At 71.3% G+C, this 22,186-nt stretch carries 16 protein-coding genes; 10 read left to right on the top strand and 6 right to left on the bottom strand.

Going from position 1 to position 22,186, the window contains the following annotated elements:
* Positions 1–119 precede the first annotated feature (119 nt).
* The 3 genes from AB0L37_RS30350 (at position 120) to AB0L37_RS30360 (ending at position 4,504) form a co-directional block, all read left to right on the top strand.
* Complete coding sequence (locus AB0L37_RS30350; protein ID WP_365512392.1) at positions 120–1,685, top strand: amino acid permease; 1,566 nt, start codon at positions 120–122, stop codon at positions 1,683–1,685.
* An 82-nt stretch (positions 1,686–1,767) separates the two neighbouring features.
* Positions 1,768–3,243, top strand: coding sequence for a glycosyltransferase family 39 protein (locus tag AB0L37_RS30355; protein ID WP_365512395.1), 1,476 nt, complete (start codon positions 1,768–1,770; stop codon positions 3,241–3,243).
* A 145-nt stretch (positions 3,244–3,388) separates the two neighbouring features.
* Entirely contained in the window at positions 3,389–4,504 is a 1,116-nt protein-coding gene (locus AB0L37_RS30360; RefSeq protein WP_365512398.1) for a hypothetical protein, read from the top strand.
* 55 nt (positions 4,505–4,559) lie between these two features.
* On the opposite strand, the gene AB0L37_RS30365 is transcribed toward AB0L37_RS30360, so the two are convergent.
* Positions 4,560–5,654, bottom strand: a complete 1,095-nt coding sequence (locus AB0L37_RS30365) for an LCP family protein (RefSeq protein WP_365512401.1) — start codon at positions 5,652–5,654, stop codon at positions 4,560–4,562.
* A gap of 345 nt (positions 5,655–5,999) precedes the next feature.
* Here AB0L37_RS30365 and AB0L37_RS30370 point away from each other — a divergent pair, with 345 nt between their 5' ends.
* From AB0L37_RS30370 to AB0L37_RS30390, 5 genes are read left to right on the top strand one after another with little or no spacing between them, the layout of a single operon-like run.
* Entirely contained in the window at positions 6,000–7,805 is a 1,806-nt protein-coding gene (locus AB0L37_RS30370; RefSeq protein ID WP_365512404.1) for a stealth family protein, read from the top strand.
* Positions 7,802–8,767, top strand: coding sequence for a hypothetical protein (locus AB0L37_RS30375; protein ID WP_365512407.1), 966 nt, complete (start codon positions 7,802–7,804; stop codon positions 8,765–8,767). Before AB0L37_RS30370 ends, AB0L37_RS30375 begins: the two co-directional genes overlap by 4 nt.
* A gap of 7 nt (positions 8,768–8,774) precedes the next feature.
* On the top strand, positions 8,775–11,648 hold the full coding sequence (locus AB0L37_RS30380; RefSeq protein WP_365512410.1) for a stealth conserved region 3 domain-containing protein: 2,874 nt from the start codon (positions 8,775–8,777) through the stop codon (positions 11,646–11,648).
* 34 nt (positions 11,649–11,682) lie between these two features.
* On the top strand, positions 11,683–13,653 hold the full coding sequence (locus AB0L37_RS30385; RefSeq protein WP_365512412.1) for a PIG-L family deacetylase: 1,971 nt from the start codon (positions 11,683–11,685) through the stop codon (positions 13,651–13,653).
* Positions 13,635–14,603 (top strand): endonuclease/exonuclease/phosphatase family protein, encoded by a 969-nt coding sequence (locus tag AB0L37_RS30390; protein WP_365512415.1) that lies wholly within the window; start codon positions 13,635–13,637, stop codon positions 14,601–14,603. The genes AB0L37_RS30385 and AB0L37_RS30390 overlap by 19 nt, the downstream gene beginning before the upstream one ends.
* On the opposite strand, the gene AB0L37_RS30395 is transcribed toward AB0L37_RS30390, so the two are convergent.
* Complete coding sequence (locus AB0L37_RS30395) at positions 14,600–14,953, bottom strand: NYN domain-containing protein (RefSeq protein WP_365512418.1); 354 nt, start codon at positions 14,951–14,953, stop codon at positions 14,600–14,602. The genes AB0L37_RS30390 and AB0L37_RS30395 overlap by 4 nt on opposite strands.
* A 50-nt stretch (positions 14,954–15,003) precedes the next feature.
* Here AB0L37_RS30395 and AB0L37_RS30400 point away from each other — a divergent pair, with 50 nt between their 5' ends.
* On the top strand, positions 15,004–16,035 hold the full coding sequence (locus tag AB0L37_RS30400) for a hypothetical protein (protein WP_365512421.1): 1,032 nt from the start codon (positions 15,004–15,006) through the stop codon (positions 16,033–16,035).
* 216 nt (positions 16,036–16,251) lie between these two features.
* Positions 16,252–16,407 carry a hypothetical protein gene (locus AB0L37_RS30405; RefSeq protein WP_365512424.1) on the top strand — a complete coding sequence of 52 codons (156 nt, stop codon included), beginning with the start codon at positions 16,252–16,254 and terminating at the stop codon, positions 16,405–16,407.
* Between the two features lie 32 nt (positions 16,408–16,439).
* Here AB0L37_RS30405 and AB0L37_RS30410 read toward each other — a convergent pair whose 3' ends face one another.
* The 4 genes from AB0L37_RS30410 to AB0L37_RS30425 form a co-directional block, all read right to left on the bottom strand.
* The gene (locus AB0L37_RS30410; protein WP_365512427.1) at positions 16,440–18,581 is read right to left on the bottom strand and encodes a 3-hydroxyacyl-CoA dehydrogenase NAD-binding domain-containing protein; all 2,142 of its coding nucleotides are present in this window, start codon (positions 18,579–18,581) and stop codon (positions 16,440–16,442) included.
* A complete protein-coding gene (locus tag AB0L37_RS30415) occupies positions 18,578–19,804 on the bottom strand; it encodes an acetyl-CoA C-acyltransferase (protein WP_365512430.1) in 1,227 nt (408 codons plus the stop codon). Before AB0L37_RS30415 ends, AB0L37_RS30410 begins: the two co-directional genes overlap by 4 nt.
* 66 nt (positions 19,805–19,870) lie before the next feature.
* Entirely contained in the window at positions 19,871–20,668 is a 798-nt protein-coding gene (locus AB0L37_RS30420) for a ferritin-like domain-containing protein (protein ID WP_365512433.1), read from the bottom strand.
* Positions 20,669–20,843: 175 nt separating this feature from the next.
* Positions 20,844–22,130 carry a ribonuclease D gene (locus AB0L37_RS30425; RefSeq protein ID WP_365512436.1) on the bottom strand — a complete coding sequence of 429 codons (1,287 nt, stop codon included), beginning with the start codon at positions 22,128–22,130 and terminating at the stop codon, positions 20,844–20,846.
* Between the last annotated feature and the right edge of the window lie 56 nt (positions 22,131–22,186).

The raw sequence follows: 22,186 nt of genomic DNA on the forward strand, positions 1-22,186 counted from the left end.
TGCTCAATCGCCGCAGGGGCTTGATTCGGGCCGGACTCACCCATCAGGGGGGTCCGGCCCGCTCCGTTTCGGTGAACCTGGAGGACTGACCGGCCCGCCGGAGGCAACTCGTCTCGATCATGTCGAGGACGACGAAGCCAAACGGAGGTACGCCGGTGACCACCCAGCCAGGCCCAGGCGCGGAGCGCACCCGCACGGGACTGTTCCGTACGAAATCCATCGAGCAGTCCATCCGGGACACCGAGGAACCCGAGCACCAGCTCAAGAAGTCCCTGTCGGCGCTCGACCTGACCGTGTTCGGTGTCGGCGTCGTCATCGGCTCCGGCATCTTCGTCATCACCGGCACGGCCGCCACCGAGTACGCAGGGCCCGCCGTGACCCTCTCCTTCGTCGTCGCCGCCGTGGTCTGCGCCCTCGCGGCCCTGTGCTACGCCGAGTTCGCCTCCACGGTCCCGGTCGCCGGGTCCGCGTACACCTTCGCGTTCGCCTCGCTCGGCGAGTTCCCCGCCTGGATCATCGGCTGGGACCTCATCCTCGAACTCGCCCTGGGCTGCGCCACCGTCGCGGTCGGCTGGGCGGGCTATGTGCAGTCCCTGCTGGACAGCTGGGGCATCCCGCTGCCGGAGGCACTGCGCGGACCGAGCTCGGACATCGACGGCTTCAGCTTCAACATCGCGGCGTTCCTGCTGGTCCTCGCCGTGATGACGGTCGTCGTCCTCGGCATGAAGCTGTCCGCGTGGGTCACGTCCGTGGTCGTCGCCATCAAGGTGACCGTCGTCCTCATCGTGATCGCCGTCGGCGCCTTCCTCATCAACGGCTCGAACTACTCGCCGTTCATCCCGCCGGCCAAGGACACCGAGGGCGGCACCGGCCTGAGCGCGACGCTCCTGGAGGCCATCGCCGGGTTCACCCCGTCCAGCTTCGGCGTCATGGGCATCTTCACCGCCGCCGCGGTCGTCTTCTTCGCGTACATCGGCTTCGACGTCGTCGCCACGGCCGCGGAGGAGACCCGTAACCCGCAGACGGACGTGCCGCGCGGCATCCTCGGTTCGCTCGCCATCTGTACGGTCCTGTACTGCGCGGTCGCGATCGTCGTCACGGGCATGCAGAACTACAAGGACCTCGACCCGAGCGCCCCGCTCGCCGAGGCGTTCAAGGCGGTCGGCCATCCGTTCTGGGCGGGCGTGATCTCCTTCGGCGCGGTCGTCGGCCTCACCGTCGTCTGCATGATCCTGCTCCTCGGCCAGAGCCGGGTCTTCTTCGCGATGAGCCGCGACGGCCTGCTGCCGCCCGTCTTCAGCGCGGTGCACCCCAAGTTCCGTACGCCGTACCGCTCGACGATCATCCTGGGCTTCCTCACGGCGCTGGTGGCGGGCTTCATCTCCCTCGAAGAGCTCTCCAAGCTGGTCAACATCGGCACGCTCTTCGCCTTCGTGGTCGTCGCCCTCGGCGTGATGATCCTGCGCCGCACCCGCCCGGACCTGCCGCGCGGCTTCAAGGCCCCGTGGGTTCCTGTCCTGCCGATCGCGTCGGTGGCCTGCTCGGTGTGGCTGATGCTCAACCTGTCGGTGGAGACCTGGCTGCGGTTCGCGATCTGGATGGTCATCGGCATCGCCCTCTACTTCGTCTACGGGCGCCGCCACAGCCGCGCGGCGGCGGGCGCTGCCACCGGCAACTCCCGGTAATCGCACACCGATTCACCTCTCGCGCATCCGGCCCCGTATGTCCCGTTTAGACGGGAAGTGCGGGGCCGGATAGTTTGGCGCCATGCTCACCGAGGCGCCGCGATCGCTACCGTACGTATCCGAGGACCGCGGGGCGGCGGCGACCTCGGCCCGCGCCTACTGGACCCGCCTGCTCCCGTTCCTCGCCGCCCTCGCCTGCGTCACCCGCATCCCGTCCTTCCGCCCCCGCCTGTGGAACCCGGACGAGGGCTATCTCGCCGTCCAGGCAAGGATGTTGGCCCACGGCGGCGCGCTCTACGAGACGGTCGTCGACCGCAAACCCCCGCTCGTCCCCTGGCTGTACGAGGCCGCGTTCGCCCTCTTCGGCTCCGACTCGCTGACACCGCTGCGGGTGTGCGCGATCGGGGCGCAGCTGACGACGGCCGTGCTGCTCGCGTCGCTGGCCCGCCGCCGCTGGGGCGACACGGCGGGCGGCACGGCGGGGACGCTCTACCTCCTCATCTCCGTCGGCCTCAACCCGGAGGACGCGCAGGCCGCCACGTTCGAGGTGTTCATGCTGCCGTGGACGGCGGCGGCGATGTGGTGCGCGGACCGGCGCCGCTGGGGCCTGTGCGGCCTCGCGATCGGCGGTGCGTTCCTGGCCAAGCAGACCGGGGGAGCGGTACTCGTCCCGGCCCTGTGGATGCTGTGGAGGTCCGGAGCACCGTCAACTGCCCTGACCCGCCTGTCGGTTGGCGCGCTCGCCCCCGTACTCGCGGCGGCACTCGCCACGACCCCCACGGGCTTCGTCTTCTGGACGGTGACGGGCTCCGGAGCGTACGCCTCCTTCACCGGCTCCGAACTCCATGTCCTGGCACGGGGATTGACCAACACGGCGATCCTCGCGATCGCCTGCGCGGGCATCGTCCCCCCGGTCGTCCGCGTCCTGCGCATCGCCCGCACGGGCAGCACGGACCTGTGGCTCTGGCTCGCCGCATCCTGCGCGGCGGTCCTGGCCGGCTTCCACTTCTTCGGCCACTACTTCCTCCAACTCACCCCGCCTCTGGCCCTGTTGGCGACGGCCTCCCTCCAGATCCTCCCGCGCGAACGCCTCGCCGACGCCCTCCTCGCCTCGACCTGCGCCTGCGCCCTCTTCGTCACCTGGGGCCTGCTGGCCCCCCGCCCGGAACTCACCCACGCGCAGCGCGTGGCGACAGCGATCCGCACCCACACGACCCCGCACGACCCCGTCCTGGTCTGGGGCATGCACCCGGAGACCTACTGGCTCGCCGACCGCACCCCGGCCAGCCGCTACCTCACGGCGGGGCTGCTGACCAACTACAGCGGCGGGCGGGACGGGCCGCAGGTGGGGGAGAAGTGGGGGGTGGAGGGGGCGTGGGGGGTGTTCCGTGCCGAACTGTCCGCCACCGCGCCGGAGCTGATCGTCGACGACGCGCGGGGTGCGCCCTACCGGCCGGAGCGGATCCGGTCCATGTCCCGGATCCTGGGGGCGTACCAGGAGGTGGAATGCGTCGACGGTGCGATCCTCTACCGCCGACTACGGGTCGACGACCGGTAGCCGGCGTTCGTTCCCGATGGATCTTGGCCCTGGGCGGACGGCACAGCGGCGCCCGATGAAGCGTTCGAAGGTCGGCATATGATGTGCCGGTTGTACGGGGGTGCCGTGCAGATGACGCGGCGGAATCGGGAAGGTGAACCCAGCCATGGGGAGAAGAGGGACGGCCGTGGGCGCTGCCCACCCCGTCGACGGCCCGGGCGCCGACGGGGCCGGGCTCCGGCCCATCGGGACGGCCCGGGGCCGGTGGCTGACCCTCGGCAAGGACGGCAGGCTCACGCTCTACGCACCGGCGGACGGCGGACTGCTGCGCTGGACGGAGCGGAGCCCCGGCGGGCCGCAGTGGTCCGGCCCCGACTTCTTCCCGCTCCCGCGGCTGGCCGATCTGGTCGTCGCGCAGGGAGCCGACTCGTATGTGCACTTCTTCGGACGCCGGCAGCGGCCGGACGCCAAGGGCCCCGGCATGGACGTGGTGCACGCCATCCAGTACCAGACGGGCCGCCCCGTCACCGAGTGGCGCTCGCTCGGCAACCCCTACCGCAACCCTGAGGAGGGCCGGCAGATCGGCCTGCCCACGGCGGCGGTCGACGCGCAGGGGACGGTTTTCGTCTTTCTGCGCAACGCCGGGCACGGCCTCCAGATGCGCCGTGAGCAGAAGGACGGCAGATGGGGCCCGTGGGAAGACCTCAAGAGCGCCTGGCTCGCCGACGGCCCGATCCCCGCGGCCACCTCGGACGGATTCGTGGAGGTCGCCGTCCCGTCCGAGCGCGGGGTCGTGCAGTGGCGGCAGGAGGAGCCCGACGGCGCGCTGCGCGCCGGGCAACCGATGCAACTGCACGCCCTCGCCGGTTCCGGCACCGCCCTGGAGACGGCTCCGGGCCGCATCACGTACTACTGGACCGACCCGAACACGGCGGGAGTCGTCGCCTACCGCGCGGGCGGCTGGCCGGTCCCGCTCGGTGGCGCTCCCGGTGACGGCGCCCTCGCCGCGCTGCGCGCCCCGCTCGACGGCTACGACTGCACGGTCCTCGCCCAGCGCGGAGCCGGCGGCACCCTGCTGATCGGTGTCTGCGGAACCGAGGCCGAGCACAACGGCGTGTGGTGGTCGGACACGGGGGTGGAGTGCGTGGGCGACCCGGCTCTGGCCCTGGACGCGTACGGGCGGGTGGCCGTCGCAGTGCGCGGCAGGGACGGTGCCCTGCGCGTGGCCCGGCAGGAGCAGGGGTCGGGTCTCACCCTCTCCCGGGACTGGACGCGAGTGTGAGCACGGCGGCCCCCGGCGCAGCTGCGCCGGGGGCCGCCGTTCCGTGCGGGAGGGGTCAGCCGCCCGTCGCGGGGGACTTCTTTGCGGACTCCGGGATCGCGGAGTCCGAACGGATCGCCTTCCACAGGGTGCTCGCCTGCGGTTCGGCCGCGACGACCCGGTTGGGGTCGATCTTGTCGTAGGCGACCGGCAGCATGATCGTTTCCATGGATGCCGGGTCGACACCGTTCATGCTGCGGGCGAACTTGCCGAGCGAAGTGAGCGACGCGAGCCCCGAGTCCGTGGTGAGCGACTCCGTGAGACTGTCGGCGATCTTGTAGGTCTTGGTGGGGCTGCCCAGCAGGTCCTGCTTCTTGATCTCGCTCAGCAGGGCGATCATGAACTGCTGCTGGAGCCCGATGCGGCCCAGGTCGCTGCCGTCCCCGACGCCGTGCCGGGTGCGGACGAAGGCCAGGGACTGCGTGCCGTCCAACTTGTGCGTACCGGAGGTCAGATCGAGACCGCTGGACGTGTCGTGGATCGGCTTGTCCACCGTGACGGTGACCCCGCCGATCGCGTCCACCAGACCCTTGAAGCCGGCGAAGTCGATCTCCATGAAGTGGTCCATGCGCACACCGGACATCGACTCGACGGTCTTGACCACACAGGCCGGACCGGCGAGGGAGTACACGGAGTTGAACATGACCCGCTTCGCGGACGGGATCTTGCTGCCGTCCTCCTTGGTGCACTCGGGCCGGGTGACCAGGGTGTCGCGCGGGATGCTCACGGCGGTGGCCCGGGTGCGGCCCTCCGGTATGTGCATCACCAGGGCGGTGTCGGAGCGGGCTCCGGCCACCTTGCCGGTGCCGAGCGAGGCGTTGGCGCCGGACCGTGAGTCCGAGCCGAGGACGAGGATGTTCTGTCCCGACGTGGGCAGTTTCTCCGGCCGGTTCGTGCCGATGGCCTGGTCGAGGTCGACGCCCTTGAGGTTCCCGTCGAGCCGGCTGTAGAGCCAGTAGCCGGTGCCGCCCGCGGCGACGATCAGGACGACCAGGGTCAACAGGATGATGCGGCGGATGCGGCGGCCGCGCGTGCGTTGCCGACGGCCCTTTCCGCGGGTCGCCCTGCGGCGGTCCGCCCGGGTGCTGGGTGTGGTGTCGGCATGTGTCATGACGGAGCACTATAAGCACGCGGAACACGCCAGGAAGGTTCACCCTGGCTTCACTTGCTGTTCGAACCTGGCTCGCAAAAGGTTGTACGCGAGACCGGTGGGATAGGTCACACGCTACCTGGCGCTTTGTCCTGATTTCTGGGTGGACTTTCACCTGTTCCTCATGTGAAAGTTCTGTGACTTGCTCAACCAATGAGCAAAAAAGGCCGTCAGGCAGTCGAACATCGACGGCTTCGCAAAGTCAGACAAACAGGGATCGGTCTTCTTCCGACCGACGGCAGGGCACAAGGTGGTGTCCGTGTTCCGTCGGCGCTGGACCGCAGTGGCGTGGATGGTGGATGCCTCGTGGTCGGTTCCGGCAATCCGGAGGCGGGATCCCTGGTCTCGACCTACCGGTCGGTCCTCCCGGCAGGCGCCCGTCGCGGCATCGTCCGCAAGGTGCCCGCCCCCCTGCGCTCCGCGGTCAAGTCCTCGCTCACCTCGGTGGACGCCGTCCGTTCCGCGACCATCGTCTGGGCCATGGGCGGCCGTCGCAACGCATCCCGCCACAGCGCCGCCTACGCGCGCCGCGTCGTACGGGTCGGCGGTCGTCACATGCGGGCCCTGCTTGTCGACGGTGCGACGGCATGGGCCGCACGCGCCCGCAATCTGCACATCCTGACCTCCGTCCTCGAGGCCGGCGGCATCGACTACTTCTGCGTCCGGGGCACCGCCCACGACGTGCCGACGGTCGCTGTACCCGCCGCGCTGCGCGACGAGGCCGAGGACATGCTCAGGATCGCCTTCGATCAGACCCCCGGATACGTGGGGCCGGCCGCTGCCCCGGCCGCCGAGTCGGCCATGCAGCCCGGCGACGAGGACAAGTCCTGGCGCCAGTTGCGCAAGCAGCGCACCCTGCGCGTCGCCTGGTACGTCACCGACCCGACGCAGCAGCTCGTCTTCGGCGCCGACCAGGGCTGCGACCTGGAGTTCTGGACGGAGCGCGACGGCTGGCTCGAGGCGCCCCGCGCCAACCGCGTCGCCGACCGCGTCCCCGTGGACGCGCCGCGCCGCACCGCGCCCCAGGCCCTGTTCAGCCCGGTCCCTCCGGCGTACACGACCGGCGACGTCGCCACCCTCGCCGAGTTCTCCGTACGCCTCCCCGAGGACCACGCCTTCCCCGTCGACGTCGTCTACACGTGGGTCGACGACTCGGACCCGGCCTGGCGTGCCGCGCGGGACCGCGCCCGCGGTGCCCTGACCGGCGGCACGCTGCACGAACAAGCGGCGAACGACGCCCGCTACACCAGCCGCGACGAACTCCTCTACTCCCTGCGTTCGTTGCACCAGAACGCCCCCTGGGTGCGCAACGTCTACCTGGTGACGGCCGGGCAGGCACCGGCGTGGCTCAACACGGACCACCCCAACCTGAAGGTGGTGGACCACCGCGAGATCTTCTCGGACCCGATGGCCCTGCCGACCTTCAACTCGCACGCCATCGAGACGCAGCTGCACCACATCGAGGGCCTGTCGGAGTGCTTCCTCTACCTCAACGACGACGTCTTCTTCGGGCGCCCCGTGACCCCCGGCCACTTCTTCCACCCCAACGGCCTGACCAAGTTCTTCCAGTCGAAGGCGCTCATCCCCGTCGGTGACGTACAGGCGGACGAGCTTCCGGTGAACGCGGCGGGCAAGAACAGCCGACGTCTCATAGCCCAGCAGTTCGGCAGCGCCCTCTCGCAGAAGATGAAGCACACGCCGCACGCCCTGCGCCGCAGCGTCCTCAGCGAGATCGAAGACGTCTACGCGCGTGAACACCTGGCCACCCAGCACTCGCGCTTCCGCTCGCCCAAGGACATTCCTGTGGCGTCGTCGCTGCACCACTACTACGCGTACCACTCGGCCCGCGCCACGGTCGGCGATCTGCGCTACCAGTACGTCGACCTGGCCGCGTCGCTCGCCGAGCGCCGCCTCAACAGCCTCCTGGCACACCGCAACTTCGACACGTTCTGCATCAACGACACCGTGTCCGGACCGGACCCCGACGCGCAGACCCGCATGCTCGAGCGGTTCCTCGAGACGTACTTCCCCGTGCCCAGCCCCTACGAGACCCGCGGCCTGCCCGGAATTCCCGCAACGCGCGCGGCAGAGTTGAGAAGCACCGACGCATGACCCGTATCCCCAAGCGGCCCACCGGGCTGCGTCGGCGCGCCGGTGCCGTCCGGTACAAGCTGCGCAAGCGCGTGGCCGCCCTGCGCGGCATCCTCATCGCACGCTTCTTCCTGCCGCTGCGCGCCCGGCGCGGAGCCGAGCTGCTGTACGCCGCGATCCTCGACGGGCAGACGGTGAATCTGCATGCCCGGCTGCCGCGCAGCGCCCGGCTGCCGGAGCGCGCCGAGATCCTGCTCAAGCGCCGACGCGTACGGTGGCGCACCGACGCACGCGTCTACGAAGGCCCCGACGGCGTACTTCTGATGGACGCCGCCGTGCTGCTCGGCGCCGAGGTGGGGGGCGCCCCGGTCGGCGACGGCCGCTGGAAGCTGCGTCTCAGACTGCGTGACGGGCGCCGCTCGAAGCGCTGCGCGCTGCTCCTGGTCCGGCCGCCGGTTCCGTACGAAGGGCCGACCAAGCCCATGGAACAGTCGGCGGCGACGGGGGCACGGCACCGGATCGGGCGCTCGTTCACCGGCAATGCCCGGGTCGTGACGCGCACGGCGCAGCCGTCGGCCGAAGTCGTGAAGGTCCATATCGACCACGCCGGGATCACGGTCGACTTCCGGCTGTTCGGGCCCGGCGAGGAACTGCCCTGGGTGGAGTTCGTGGCTTCCGGGCGGGTCCTGGAACAGGACGCCGAGGAGGTGGCGCCCGACGTGATCCGCGTCGTGGTGCCGCTGGACAAGATGCCGCCGCGGCACAAGGGCGCCGACCAGTGGGACGTCGTGGCCTGCTTCGGCAACGGCGACCGGTTGCGCGTGGGACGGCGGGTGCACGACGTGCGCAACCCGACCCGCGTCTTCGCCATGCGGCAGATCGCCGTCACCCCCGAGGGCCTGGGCCCCATGATCGTCCAGCCGCGCTACACCCCGGCGGGCAACCTCCGGATCGCCTGCTCCCCGATGCCCGAGGCCGACTGAAGCACCTATGAAGATCACCTTTCTGCTGACCACGGCCGACGCCGTCGGTGGCACCGAACGCGCCGTCTACACCCAGGCCTCCGAACTCGCAGCCCGCCACGACGTCCGCGTCCTGAGCGTGTTCAAGAGCAGGCCCGCCCAGTTCTTCTCACCGGACGAGCGCGTCCGGGTCGACTACCTCGTCGACGCCACCACTCCCGTGCAGCGGCCGCTGCGCGACTCCGGGCTCGACCCCACGGCGTGGGGGCACCTGGCCGCCCAGCCGAGCAAGATCGTCGATGCGTCCTGGGAAGCGGCGTTCAACCGCCTCTCGGACCTCGAACTGGAGCTGGCGCTCCAGGACATCGACACGGACATCCTCATCACCACCACCCCCGCCCTGATGACGCTCGCGGTGACCCTCGCCCCCGCGTGGGTCGTCACCGTGCACCAAGAGCACCGCGTCTCCGAGCTGCGCGGTACCAGTGGCGAACCGCTGCTGCTGCACTCCTCGCGGCTCGACGCCCTCGCCGTGCTCAGCGAGCGCACCAGCGACTGGTTCGCCGAGACGCTCGGCGCGGGCGCGCCCCGCCTGCTCGTCGTGCCGAACGCGCTGCCCAGCGGCTTCCGGCCGCGCTCCACCCTGGAGACCCGCACGGTCGTCATCGCGGGCCGCCTCGTCGGCGAGAAGCAGATCGACCAGGCGATCGCGGCCTGGGCGACCGTGGCTCAGTACCACCCCGAATGGACTCTGCGGATCTTCGGTGACGGACCGCTCAGCGGTGCGCTGCGCCGGCAGATCGACTCCCTCGGACTGCACGACTGCGTCCAGCTGAACGGCAACTCGCCCCATCTGGCCGAGGAGTGGGCCAAGGCGAGCATCGCCCTGCTCACCTCCCGCAACGAGGCGTTCGGCCTGGTCCTCGCCGAGGCCCAGGCCGCGGGCGTCCCCGTCGTCTCGTACGACTCGCCCAACGGGCCGCGCGAGGTGATCATCGACGGGCAGACCGGGTTCCTGGTGCCGGTCGGCGACACCGACACCCTCGCGGCCCGGCTGCTTCAGCTCATCGAGGACGGGCCGCTGCGCCACCGCATGGGCGCCGCCGCACTCGACGCCGTCGGCCGCTTCGCGCCCCAGACGGTCACCGGGCAGTGGGAGCAGATCTTCACCGAACTGCTCGCCGAGCGCGACAGCGGGCGCCGCGAGATCGCCAAGATCGAGCGGCAGGCGTACCACGCGCTGTACAGCAGCGCGGACGGCGCGGCCCAGGCCGCCGAGCCGGCCCCGGCCAGCCTGGTGCGCACCGGCGATCAGAAGGCGCTGGAGAACAAGATCGAGCGCAGCCACCGGGGCCTCGTCCGCTCCGGCGGCCAGCTCTGCCGTGTCATCGAGTCGGAGACCCCCTGGGACATCGTCCAGGCCAACCTGGCTCTGGCGGCCAACGCCCTGGAGGCCGCGAACATCCCGTACTTCGTCGTACGGGACTCCATGGTCCGGCACACCGTCGCGGTGCACGTCCACTACCGCACCGCCGTGCTGGAGGCGCTGGCCCGGCAGTACGCGCAGGCTCCCGTCTACACAGAGCTCCTGAACGAGCAGCAGAAGGGCATCGCCACCGTCCTCGCGGGCCTGATCGGCGCCCACACCCAGACCCCGTGCTCGGGCGTCCGCATCTACCAGAGCACCGTGTCGACCTCGCGCACCATGCGCCTGGGCGCCGTCTACGGCTGCACGATCTCCTTCTGGGAGGACGACCCCGAGGACCCGGCCCACATCACGTCGCCGACCCGCACCCTGGTCGGCGACCGGGTGCCCAAGCGCTCGCTCCAGCGCGCCGCGCTGACGCTGGGCGGACGGCAGTACCCGTCGATCCCTCCGTTCACCCAGCCGCTGCACGGCGATGTCACCTTCCCCGTCGACGCCGTCTACACCTGGGTCGACGGCTCGGACATGGCCTGGCTGGAGCGGAAGAACGCGGTCCTCGCCGCCATGGGCATCGCCACCGAGGACGCCGCGACCAGCGCCGCTCGTTTCCGCAACCGCGACGAACTGCGCTACTCCCTGCGGTCGATCGACATGTACGCGCCGTGGATCCGCAACATCTACCTGGTCACCGACCGACAGGTGCCGCCGTGGCTCGACACGTCGCACCCGCGGGTCCGGGTGGTGGACCACACGGAGATCTTCGGCAATCGCGGCGCGCTGCCCACGTACAACTCGCACGCCATCGAGAGCCAGCTGCACCACATCGAGGGCCTCGCCGAGCACTTCCTCTACTTCAACGACGATGTGTTCGTCGGCCGCACCCTCAAGCCCGACGCGTTCTTCCTGAGCAATGGGCAGGCCAAGCACTTCATGTCGCCCACGTCGATCCCGATGGCGCCGCCCTCGTACGACGACGAGCACAACATGAGCGCGGCGAAGAACAACCGCGCCCTGATCCAGGCCTACTTCGGGCAGACGCTGGTGCACACGTTCCTGCACGCCCCGCACCCGCTGCGGCGCAGTGTGCTGGAGGACGTGGAGACACACTTCAAGGACGCCGTCGCCCAGGCCGCCGCCAACCGGCTGCGCGACCACAGCGACGTCTCCGTCGCCTCGTCGCTGCACCACTACTTCGGGTTCCACACCGGACGCAGTGTGCCCGGCTCCATCTCCTGCGGGTTCGTCAACGTCGGTCTGAGCGAGCACAAGTCGCGGCTCAACCGGATCCTCACCGCGCGGCCGCACGACGTGTTCTGCCTCAACGACTTCCACGACGGTGACGTCTCCGAGGACGAACAGGACGCGATCCTGCGGGCGTTCCTGCCCAGCTACTTCCCCGTCGCCAGCCAGTTCGAGATCGGCTCGGACCGGAACAGGCGCGCCCACACCGGCTACCTGCCGGGGTGGCCGCTGTGACCACCACAGTCTCCGCCCCAGGAAGGACTCGCTCATGAACAGCCGCGCCTCCGTGCTCCAGATCGTGGCGCACCCGGACGACGACCTCTACTTCATGAACCCGGCGACCTTCCAGGGCGTCAAGGCCGGCACGCCCACCACCACGGTGTACATCACCGCGGGCGACGCGAACGGCGAGAACCCCAGGCCGCTCCAGACGGACCCGGTCGCCGCGGACCGCCCCGCCTACGCCAAGGCCCGGCAGAACGGGATCAAGGCCGCCTACGCGGCGATGGTCCTGGGCGACCGCACCGCCGCCTGGAAGCCGGCCACCCTCGCCACCGCGCGCGGCGCCCTCGCCGAGGTCTACTCCCTCGCGGACGCCCCCTGGGTGACGCTCGTCTTCCTCAACATCCGCCAGCACGGCACCCCCGAGGGTCCGGCCCGCAGCCTGCACGTCCTGTGGCGCGCGCAGACGGAACAGGTGCCGACGCTCGCGCCCACCGGCGGACTGGTCACCGAGACCTACTGGTACACCCGCCAGGACCTGCTCGCCTCCCTGGTCCAGATCCTCGGCATCTTCCGGCCGACGCTGATCCGCACCATGGATCCGGACCCCGACCGGCTGGAGCACGGCGAGAAGTTCCCGCAGCGGCACGACTACGGCAACCTCTCGGACCACTGCGACCACACGGCCGCGGCCCTGTTCACCTGGGCCGCGCTCGATCACTACCAGGGGCCCGGCGAGGGGGGCACGTTCACCGTCGAGTCCTTCCGCGGCTACTACAACGAGCGATGGCCGCACAACCTCAGTGCCCGGGCCGTGTCACTGAAGGAGTTCTTCCTCAACTTCTACGGCGCGGCGGACGGTTACGACTGCGGCGACCCGGCCGGCAGCGGTGACTACGCGGTCGGTCTCGGCACCCGCAGCACGGGATGGGTGCAGAGCACGACGCCCCGCTACCCGGCCGGCACGAACTGGCTGCTGCCCGACCACAAGGGGCGCCTCACCGCCTTCGCCGTCATCAACCAGCAGGCCGCCGTGTGGGTGGAGGCGCAGCCCGGCAGCGACCAGTGGCGCGGGCCCTTCCTGATGGGCGGCGGCCCGCTGGCTCCCGGCCTCGCGGCGAGCCTCACCCCGGACGGCCGCTGGCAGATCTTCGCCGAACGGCTCTCGCACCTGGCGGCCGACGGATCGCATGCCCGCGAGATCGTGCTGCTCGAACAGTCCGCGCCCGGCGGGGTGTTCCCCGGCTGGATCACTCTCGGCAACCCCTCGGCGGGGGACGAGGAGCGCGACCGCCACCTCGGCACGCCCGTCGTCACCCGGGACGGCGCGGGACGGCTGCACCTGTTCGTGCGCAACGCGGGCCAAGGCCTGCACAGCCGCATCCAGGAAGCCGACGGGACCTGGGGCGAGTGGACCGACCTGCGCGGATACGACCTTCAGGAGGGGCTCGCCGCGGTCACCACGCCCAGCGGCAAGGTCGAGGTCTTCGGATCGAGCCGCGAGGGCGTCTTCCACTGGACGCAGTCGACCCTGGACGAGCCACTCGTCAGAGCTCCGCGGTTCCGGCTGAGCACGCCCGCGGGGCCGTGCTCCTCCGTGATCCAGCCGAACGGCAGGGTGGCGGTCTTCTACCGGCAGCCGAACACGGGGAACGTCCTGACGGCCGAGGAGAACGCGCCCGGCGGCAGCTGGGTGACTCCGGCCACGAGCATCTCCTCGCGCGGCGGCTTCGGCCCCGTCGCCGCCGCCGCGGGCCCGGCCACCGAGGTCGGCACGCTGCTCGCCACCCGCAGTGACCTCGGCGGCGTCGCCTACCGCTTCCTGCCGGGCGACGGCCCGTGGCTCGAACTTCCCGCCACGGAACTGGGCGGCACCGTCGCCCACGCGCCCGCGGTCGCCTTCGACGGCCTCGGCCGCGGCACCATCGCCGTGGTCTCGGCGAGCGGCCGGCTCGCCGTCAGCCGCCAACGCGGCCCGGGGAGCCCGGAGTTCGGCCCGTGGCAGTACGTCGGGTGACCCCTGGAGCGAGGCGCCGACGGGCGCTGCTCGGCCTGGTGGGGTGCCTGCTCGCGGTCGCCGCGTGCGGGTCCCCGCCGGCCGATCCGGCCCCCCGCGCTCCCCGTGCCACCGGGACGACGTACCGCGTGTGGCAGTGGAACGTGGCCGGCAACACCCTGCACCACGGCTCGACGACCGACCGTCTCCCCGAAGCGGCGGCCGCCTCCATCACGGAGCGGAACATCGACTTCGCGGCGTTCAACGAGGTCTGCCACGGCCAGTTCCAGCGCATCCGGCAGAACCTGATCGACGCGGGCTGGCCCGAGGACCCGGACACCTTCGACCGCTTCGAGCCCGGTCTCCCCGGCGGCGACCCGGAGATCTGCGGCGGCGACTCCTACGGCATCGCCCTGTTCAGCAAGGCGCCACTCGGCCCCGCCGACCGCAGGACGCTGCCCGACGACGGCACCGGCGAACCGCGCAAACTGCTGTGCGCACCGTTGGCCAAGACCCCGCACCGGCGACTGTGCACCACGCACATCGGCATCAGCCAGGAGGTCGCGGACAACGGCAAGCTGTACAGCGCCAACCAGCTCGACGACGTGCTCGACACCGTCGAGCGGTACCACGCGGCCGGGGACACGGTGATCCTGGCCGGCGACTTCAACGCGCAGCCGACCTACGACCGGCTGTGGCCGTACCAGACCCGTCACGGCGGCCACTACCGCGAGCTCGACGACAGCGACAAGGGACACTGCCCCGGCTACGGCGAATGGACCGCCGACGACGTGCCCGGCACGGCACCGCCCTGCGGGGACAAGGCGAAGATCGACATGATCTTCGTGCGGGAGGACAGGATCGCGGGCCCGTACTCCGCCGACGCACTGCCGATCCCCCGGGGCTGCACGGGCACACCCGCCTGCTCGGACCACCGGATCCTGACGGGCACGGTCGTCCTCAAGGACTAACCGTCCTCACGGACGGTCCGCGGCCCCGCCGTCCGCGCCCCCAACTCCTCGACCCGGCGCCGCAGTTCACGGTCCGCCGTCACCACGGTGCACGGCCCTCCGACCCGCTCCACCAGCTCCACGATGTGATCGTCCCCGCTGCCCCGCGCCGACTCCACCCGCACGCCCGGTACGGACTCGACGCCGCGCGCCGCGCCCTCCACGACCAGGATCACCTCGGCGCCCGTCCGCTCCCCGTACGTCACCAGGCGATCCCGCAGCCGCTCCGCCGCACCCCTCCGGTCGCGCCACCAGCCGTCCGGCACCGATCCGACGACATTGGCCCCGTCGACCACCAGCAGTTCGCTCATGCGGCCAGGGTCGCATGGGCGGCCCGGCGGGCGGCGCTTAGGCTGGAGGGGTGAACGGCGACTGGCTGATCGGCGGCCGCGACGGCGCGCTCTGCGTGTACGCGTACGCCCCCGAAGGTGACGCGATCGTGTGCCGCGTGGAGCGGTACCCCGAAGGACCCTGGTCGCCTCCCCGTACCGTCGGCGGCGACCAGCGGGTGCGCCCCGCCCTGGCCGTGGCCCGCAGCGCGAACGGATACGCTCACCTCGCCACATGGCGCCCCACCGTCCCCGGCGAGTCCGGCCTCGTCCACTCCACGCACTTCCAGTCGCATCTCGCCGCACTGGACTGGAACCCGCTCGGTCACCCGAACAAGAAGGGCGACCTGACCGGCCCGCCCGCCGTCGCCGTCGACGCGCAGGGCCGCGCCCACGTCTTCGTCGCGAACAAGGGCGGCGGTGTCAGCATGCGCGCCCAGCTGGAGAAGGGCGGCTGGGGCCCGTGGCGCGACCTGAAGGGCACGGACGTACGCGGTGAACTCGCCGCCGTGGCAGCCGAGTCGGGCCTGATCACGCTGTACGCGGCGACGCCGGACGGCATCCTGCGCTGGCGCCAGGAGACGCCGGGCGGCACCCCGGTGCGGGACGAGAAACCACAGCCCGCCGCGCCCCGCCCCGACACCCTGCGCGCCCTGGCCACCTCCGCCGACGCCACCACGCTGTTCTACGTCGACGAGGACGGCGCCCTCTACGCCTGGCGCGGCGACGACGCCCCGGCCCGCATCCTCGACGCGGCGGGCCCCGGCCCGGTCTCGGCGATCCGCTGCCCGCTCGACGAGGTGGACTGCACGCTGCTCGCCCAGCGCGCGTCGTCCGGCCGCGTCGCCTTCGCGGCCTACCCGACGGAGCAGGAAGCGGCGGGCGCCTGGTGGGCGGAGTCCGGCCCAGCCCTGCCGCCGGACGCCCGTATCGCGCTCGCGGAGGACGCCAATGGGCGCGTGGTGGCGGCCAGTTACCTCCCCGGCGACCCGGACCGTATGCTGCTGACGCGCCGCAAGCGAGAGCCGGGGCTGGCGTTGGAGGCGTGGCGGCAGGTGTACTGAACCTGAATCGGCCCCGCCCCTGAAGGGTGGGGGGCCTTGAGCGGAGCGTCGAAGCTCGCTCGATGCGCGTCATGGGCGCTCGGGCCGGCACTGATGCTGGGACTGACGGCGTGCGACGGCGCGGGGGTGTCCGAAGGCGGGCACAAGCCTTCCGTTTCCTCCTCCTCCTCTGCCTCCGCTTCCGCGACGGCCGCGCCCCCACGGCCCGCCGAACGCGTGCTGAACCAGCAGGAGTTGGAGCGCGCGGTGCTGCCCGGCGGCACGCCCGCCGGTGACGGCGCGCCGCAGACGGTCCGGCCGGTTCTCCCGCGCGACCTGATCCGCCGTCAAACAGCCGCCCTGGAACGGGCGATGGCCGCCCCTACGTCGTAGGGGCGGCCATCGGCACGCTGTGAGAGGACCGCTTACGCGGGCACGCTCGCCACACCGGCCTCCAGGAACCGCTTCCCGGTGACCCGCTCGCTCACGCCCTCCCGGTCCAGGTACGGAGTGATCCCGCCCAGGTGGAAGGGCCAGCCCGCGCCCGTGATCAGGCACAGGTCGATGTCCTGGGCCTCGGCGACGACGCCCTCGTCGAGCATCAGGCCGATCTCCTGGGCCACCGCGTCGAGGACACGGTCGCGGACCTGCTCCTCGGTGAGGACGGTGTCGCCCTGCTTGAGGAGCGCCGCGACCTCCGGGTCCAGCTCCGGCTTGAAGCCATTCTCGGCGGAGTACACGTAGAAGCCGCGCTTGCCCGCCTTGACGACCGCCGCGAGGTTCGGGGAGACGGTGAAGCGCTCCGGGAAGGCGCGGTTCAGGGTCTCCGAGACGTGCAGGCCGATGGCCGGGCCGACCAGTTCGAGGAGGACCAGCGGCGACATCGGCAGGCCCAGCGGCTCGACCGCCTTCTCGGCGACCTCGACCGGCGTGCCCTCGTCGATGACGTTCTGGATCTCGCCCATGAAGCGGGTGAGGATGCGGTTCACGACGAACGCCGGGGCGTCCTTCACGAGAACGGCCGTCTTCTTCAGCTTCTTGGCGACGCCGAACGCCGTGGCCAGCGCCGCGTCGTCCGTCTGCTCGCCGCGCACGATCTCCAGGAGCGGCAGGATCGCGACCGGGTTGAAGAAGTGGAAGCCGACCACGCGCTCGGGGTGCTTCAGCTTCGACGCCATCTCCGTGACGGAGAGGGACGAGGTGTTCGTGGCGAGGATCGCGTGCGCCGGGGCGACGGCCTCGACCTCGGCGAACACCTGCTGTTTGACGCCGATCTCCTCGAAGACGGCCTCGATGATGAAGTCCGCGTCCGCGAAGCCCTCTGCCTTGTCCAGGACACCGGAGACCAGGCCCTTGAGACGGTTGGCCTTGTCCTGGTTGACGCGGCCCTTGGCGAGCAGCTTGTCGATCTCGGCGTGGACGTAGCCCACACCCTTGTCGACGCGCTCCTGGTCGATGTCGGTCAGGACGACCGGCACCTCCAGGCGGCGCAGGAAGAGCAGGGCGAGCTGCGAGGCCATCAGGCCCGCGCCGACCACGCCGACCTTCGTCACCGGACGCGCCAGGGACTTGTCCGGGGCACCCGCCGGGCGCTTCGCGCGCTTCTGGACGAGGTTGAACGCGTAGATGCCCGCGCGCAGTTCGCCACCCATGATCAGGTCGGCGAGCGCCTTGTCCTCGGCGTCGTAACCCGCCTGGAGGTCGCCGTCCTTGGCCGCCGCGATGATGTCGAGCGCGCGGTACGCGGCCGGGGCCGCCCCGTGCACCTTGGAGTCGGCGATGGACTTGCCGCGCGCGACGGCCTGGTCCCAGCCCTCGCCCCGGTCGATGTCCGGACGCTCGACCTTGACGTCACCCTTGAGGACCGAGGCGGTCCACAGCAGCGACTGCTCCAGGAAGTCCGCGCCCTCGAACAGCGCGTCGGCGATGCCCAGTTCGTAGACCTGCTTGCCCTTGAGCTGCTTGTTCTGGTTCAGGCTGTTCTCGATGATCACCGAGACGGCCTTGTCCGCGCCGATCAGGTTCGGCAGCAGGGTGCAGCCGCCCCAGCCCGGCACCAGGCCGAGGAAGACCTCGGGCAGCGAGAACGCGGGGAGCGCCTTCGACACCGTGCGGTACGTGCAGTGCAGACCGACCTCGACGCCACCGCCCATGGCGGCGCCGTTGTAGTACGCGAACGTCGGCACGGCCAGGCCCGCGAGGCGCTTGAAGACCTCGTGGCCGCCCTTGCCGATGGCGAGCGCGTCGTCGTGCTTCTTCAGCAGCTCCACGCCCTTGAGATCGGCGCCGACCGCGAAGATGAACGGCTTGCCGGTGATGCCGACACCGACGATGTCGCCGTCGGCCGCTTCCTTCTCCACCTGGTCGATGGCGGCGTTCAGGTTCGCGAGCGAACCCGGGCCGAAGGTCGTCGGCTTCGTGTGGTCGAAGCCGTTGTCCAGCGTGATGAGGGCGAACCGGCCCGCGCCGTAGGGCAGTTCGAGGTGGCGTACGTGCGCCGACGTGACGACCTCGCCAGGGAACAGCTCGGCCGCGCCCTTCAGGAGCTCAGCGGTGGTGGTGCTCACTTGTCGCCTCCGGCGTCCTTGTGGTGCGGGTTCTCCCAGATCACCGTGGCGCCCATGCCGAAGCCGACGCACATGGTGGTGAGGCCGTAACGGACCTCCGGCTGCTCCTCGAACTGACGGGCCAGCTGCGTCATCAGACGCACACCCGAGGAGGCGAGCGGGTGACCGAACGCGATGGCGCCGCCGTACTGGTTGACGCGCGCGTCGTCGTCGGCGATGCCGTAGTGGTCCAGGAACGCGAGGACCTGGACGGCGAACGCCTCGTTGATCTCGAAGAGGTTGATGTCCTCGATGGACAGACCCGCCTTGGCGAGGGCCTTCTCCGTGGCCGGGATCGGGCCGTAGCCCATGACCTCCGGCTCCACGCCCGCGAAGGCGTAGGAGACGAGACGCATCTTCACCGGGAGGTTGTTCTCCCGGGCGAAGTCCTCGGAGGCGATGATCGAGGCGGTGGCGCCGTCGTTGAGACCCGCGGCGTTGCCGGCCGTGACGCGACCGTGCGTACGGAACGGCGTCTTGAGCCCGGCGAGGTTCTCCAGGGTGGTCCCCGGGCGCATCGGCTCGTCGGCCGTCACGAGACCCCAACCGGTCTCGCCCACCTCGGCGTTGGTGTTGCGCACCGAGATCGGGACGAGGTCCTGCTGGATCTTCCCGTTCGCGTACGCCTTCGCCGCCTTCTCCTGCGAGCGCACGGCGTACTCGTCGGCGCGCTGCTTGGTGATGTGCGGGTAGCGGTCGTGCAGGTTCTCGGCGGTCATGCCCATGAACAGGGCCGACTCGTCGACGAGCTTCTCGGACACGAAGCGCGGGTTCGGGTCGACGCCCTCGCCCATGGGGTGGCGGCCCATGTGCTCGACACCACCGGCGATCACGGCGTCGTACGCGCCGAACGCCACGGAGCCCGCGGCCGTGGTGACGGCCGTCAGGGCGCCCGCGCACATGCGGTCGATCGAGTAGCCGGGGACCGACTGGGGGAGACCGGCGAGGATCCCGGCCGTGCGGCCGAGGGTCAGGCCCTGGTCGCCGATCTGCGTGGTCGCGGCGATCGCGACCTCGTCGATCTGCGCGGGGTCCAGGTTCGGGTTGCGGCGCAGCAGTTCGCGGATCGCCTTCACGACGAGGTCGTCGGCCCGGGTCTCGTGGTAGATGCCCTTCGGGCCCGCCTTGCCGAACGGGGTGCGGACGCCGTCGACGAAGACGACGTCCCTGACGGTACGAGGCACGATGGCTCTCCTCCAAGATGCGGGACGGCACTGCCACGGCGCGCGACTGAGCGCGCGCTCACACCCTCATGCTACTTGCGGGTAACCATGCTGCCCAGTCCCCACGGTCGGAGCGGCGAAGGTCACATCGCGACCGGCCATCACCGCGGCCATGACGGCGGACGACGCCACGATGTCGCGTACGAAACCGCATCGGGTGACGCCGCACCGCCGCAGGGCCGCGCCATGGTCCACGGCGACCAGCGCGGCAGCCCCCGCGAGCAGCAGCCGCCAGCCCCCGGTCACCGCGTACCGCGCGGGCCGCGGCACCCGTACGAAGCCCTCGCGCAGCCGGCGGCAGTGGAACGGCACATGCCGCTCCTCGTCGGCCAGGATCCGCCCGGCGACCTCGCGGAGCAGCGGATCGGCGCCGCCGTCGCGCAGCGCGCGGTAATAGCGCAGCGCCACCGCCTCGGCCACCATCAGGACGAGCAGTTCGAGCCGCAGCCCGAGCAGCCGGCGCAGCCGCACGAACGCGGCGTCGCTCCAGTGCGACTCCAGCGTCCCCGCCCCGCCGGCCTTCAGCAGCAGCGCCAGCAGCCGGGCGTGGTTCTGCTCCTCCGCGATGAACAGCCGTGCCGCGGCGGTGTACCGGGCGTCCCCGGCCCGCTCCGCCTTGCCGAGCAGCTCGGCCCCGTCCCCGTCCTCGCCGACCTGGAACCGCTGGAGGCTGCGGACCAGCGCGGACGGCAGCCGTGCGCCCTGCCCCCAGTCGGGATCCCCGCGCCGCGCCCGCCGCTCCCGCTCGGCCTCGAAGGCCCGCACCCAGTCGTCGTATCCCTGCGTCCCGCTGTCCCGCCCCTTTTTGAACATGCTCAGAAACATGGTCAGAAACTAACGAGAATTGAGCGCGTTCAAAACCATCCGCATGTCCTGACTCTGCAACAACAACCGCCACGCCCGCCACACCCGCCCCCCCAACCACGCCGAAGGGCCCCGGCCCCGTACGCGAACGTACGAGACCGGGGCCCCGGTCGGACAAAAGGCGGGAGTGCGGGACTCAGCCGCGGGCCGTCCTCAGCGCCGCCACGAGCACCGGCGTCACCTGCTCGACCTGCCAGCGCCGCGCGCCGTGCGAGGTCAGCGCCGCCGCCACGGAGTCCGCGTCCGCCACGGCCGGCGGCTCCCAGCACACGCGCCGCACGGTGTCCGGCGTCATCAGGTTCTCCTGCGGCATGTTCAGCGTCTCGGCGAGGGCCGACACCGCGGCCCGCGCCGCCGAGAGCCGCGCTGCAGCGGCCGGGTCCTTGTCGGCCCAGGCGCGCGGCGGCGGCGGACCCGCGACCGGCTGGCCCGGCTGCGGCAGCTCCGCCTCCGGCAGCTCCCTGGCCCGGTCGACGGCGGCCTGCCACTGCTCCAGCTGGCGCCGGCCCATCCGGTGCCCGAAGCCGGGCAGCGCGGCCAGCGCCTGCACGTTGACCGGAAGGGAGAGCGCGGCCTCGACGATCGCCGTGTCCCCGAGCACCTTGCCCGGCGACACGTCGCGCCGCTGCGCGACCTTGTCCCGCGCGGTCCACAGCTCCCGTACGACGGCCATCTGGCGGCGGCGGCGCACCTTGTGCATGCCGGACGTGCGGCGCCACGGGTCCTTGCGGGGCGGGGCGGGCGGCGCGGAGGCGATCGCGTCGAACTCCTGGTGGGCCCAGTCGAGCTTGCCCTGCCGGTCGAGCTCCTTCTCCAGGGCGTCACGCAGGTCGACGAGGAGCTCCACGTCGAGCGCCGCGTAGCGCAGCCAGGGGTCGGGCAGCGGGCGCGTCGACCAGTCGACTGCCGAGTGGCCCTTCTCCAGCTGGTAGCCGAGCACGCTCTCGACCATCGCGCCGAGCCCCACGCGGGGGAACCCGGCGAGCCGTCCGGCCAGCTCGGTGTCGAACAGCTTGGTGGGCACCATGCCTATTTCGCGCAGGCAGGGGAGGTCCTGAGTGGCGGCGTGCAGATCCCACTCGGCGTCGGAGATGGCGGCGCCGAGCCCGGACAGGTCGGGGCAGGCGACGGGGTCGATGAGCGCGGAGCCCGCGCCCTCGCGGCGCAGCTGCACGAGATACGCGCGCTGCCCGTAGCGGTAGCCGGAGGCGCGCTCGGCGTCGACGGCCACGGGTCCGGTGCCCGCGGCGAAGGCCGCGACCATGTCGGCGAGCGCGGCCTCGTCGGCGATCACCGGCGGGATGCCCTCGCGCGGCTCGAGAAGGGGGATCGGCGCCTCTTCAACAGATCCGCCGTCGTCCGGAGGGGCGCCTCCGGTGGTGCGCAGTGAACTGTCTGCTGCGGTCTCTTGGGCGTCGGTCACCTGTCAAGGGTATCTGTGAACGGACGACGCCCGTCGACGGAACGTTCCGTCGACGG

The organism is Streptomyces sp. NPDC052225, assembly GCF_040679615.1.
GTDB lineage: Bacteria > Actinomycetota > Actinomycetes > Streptomycetales > Streptomycetaceae > Streptomyces.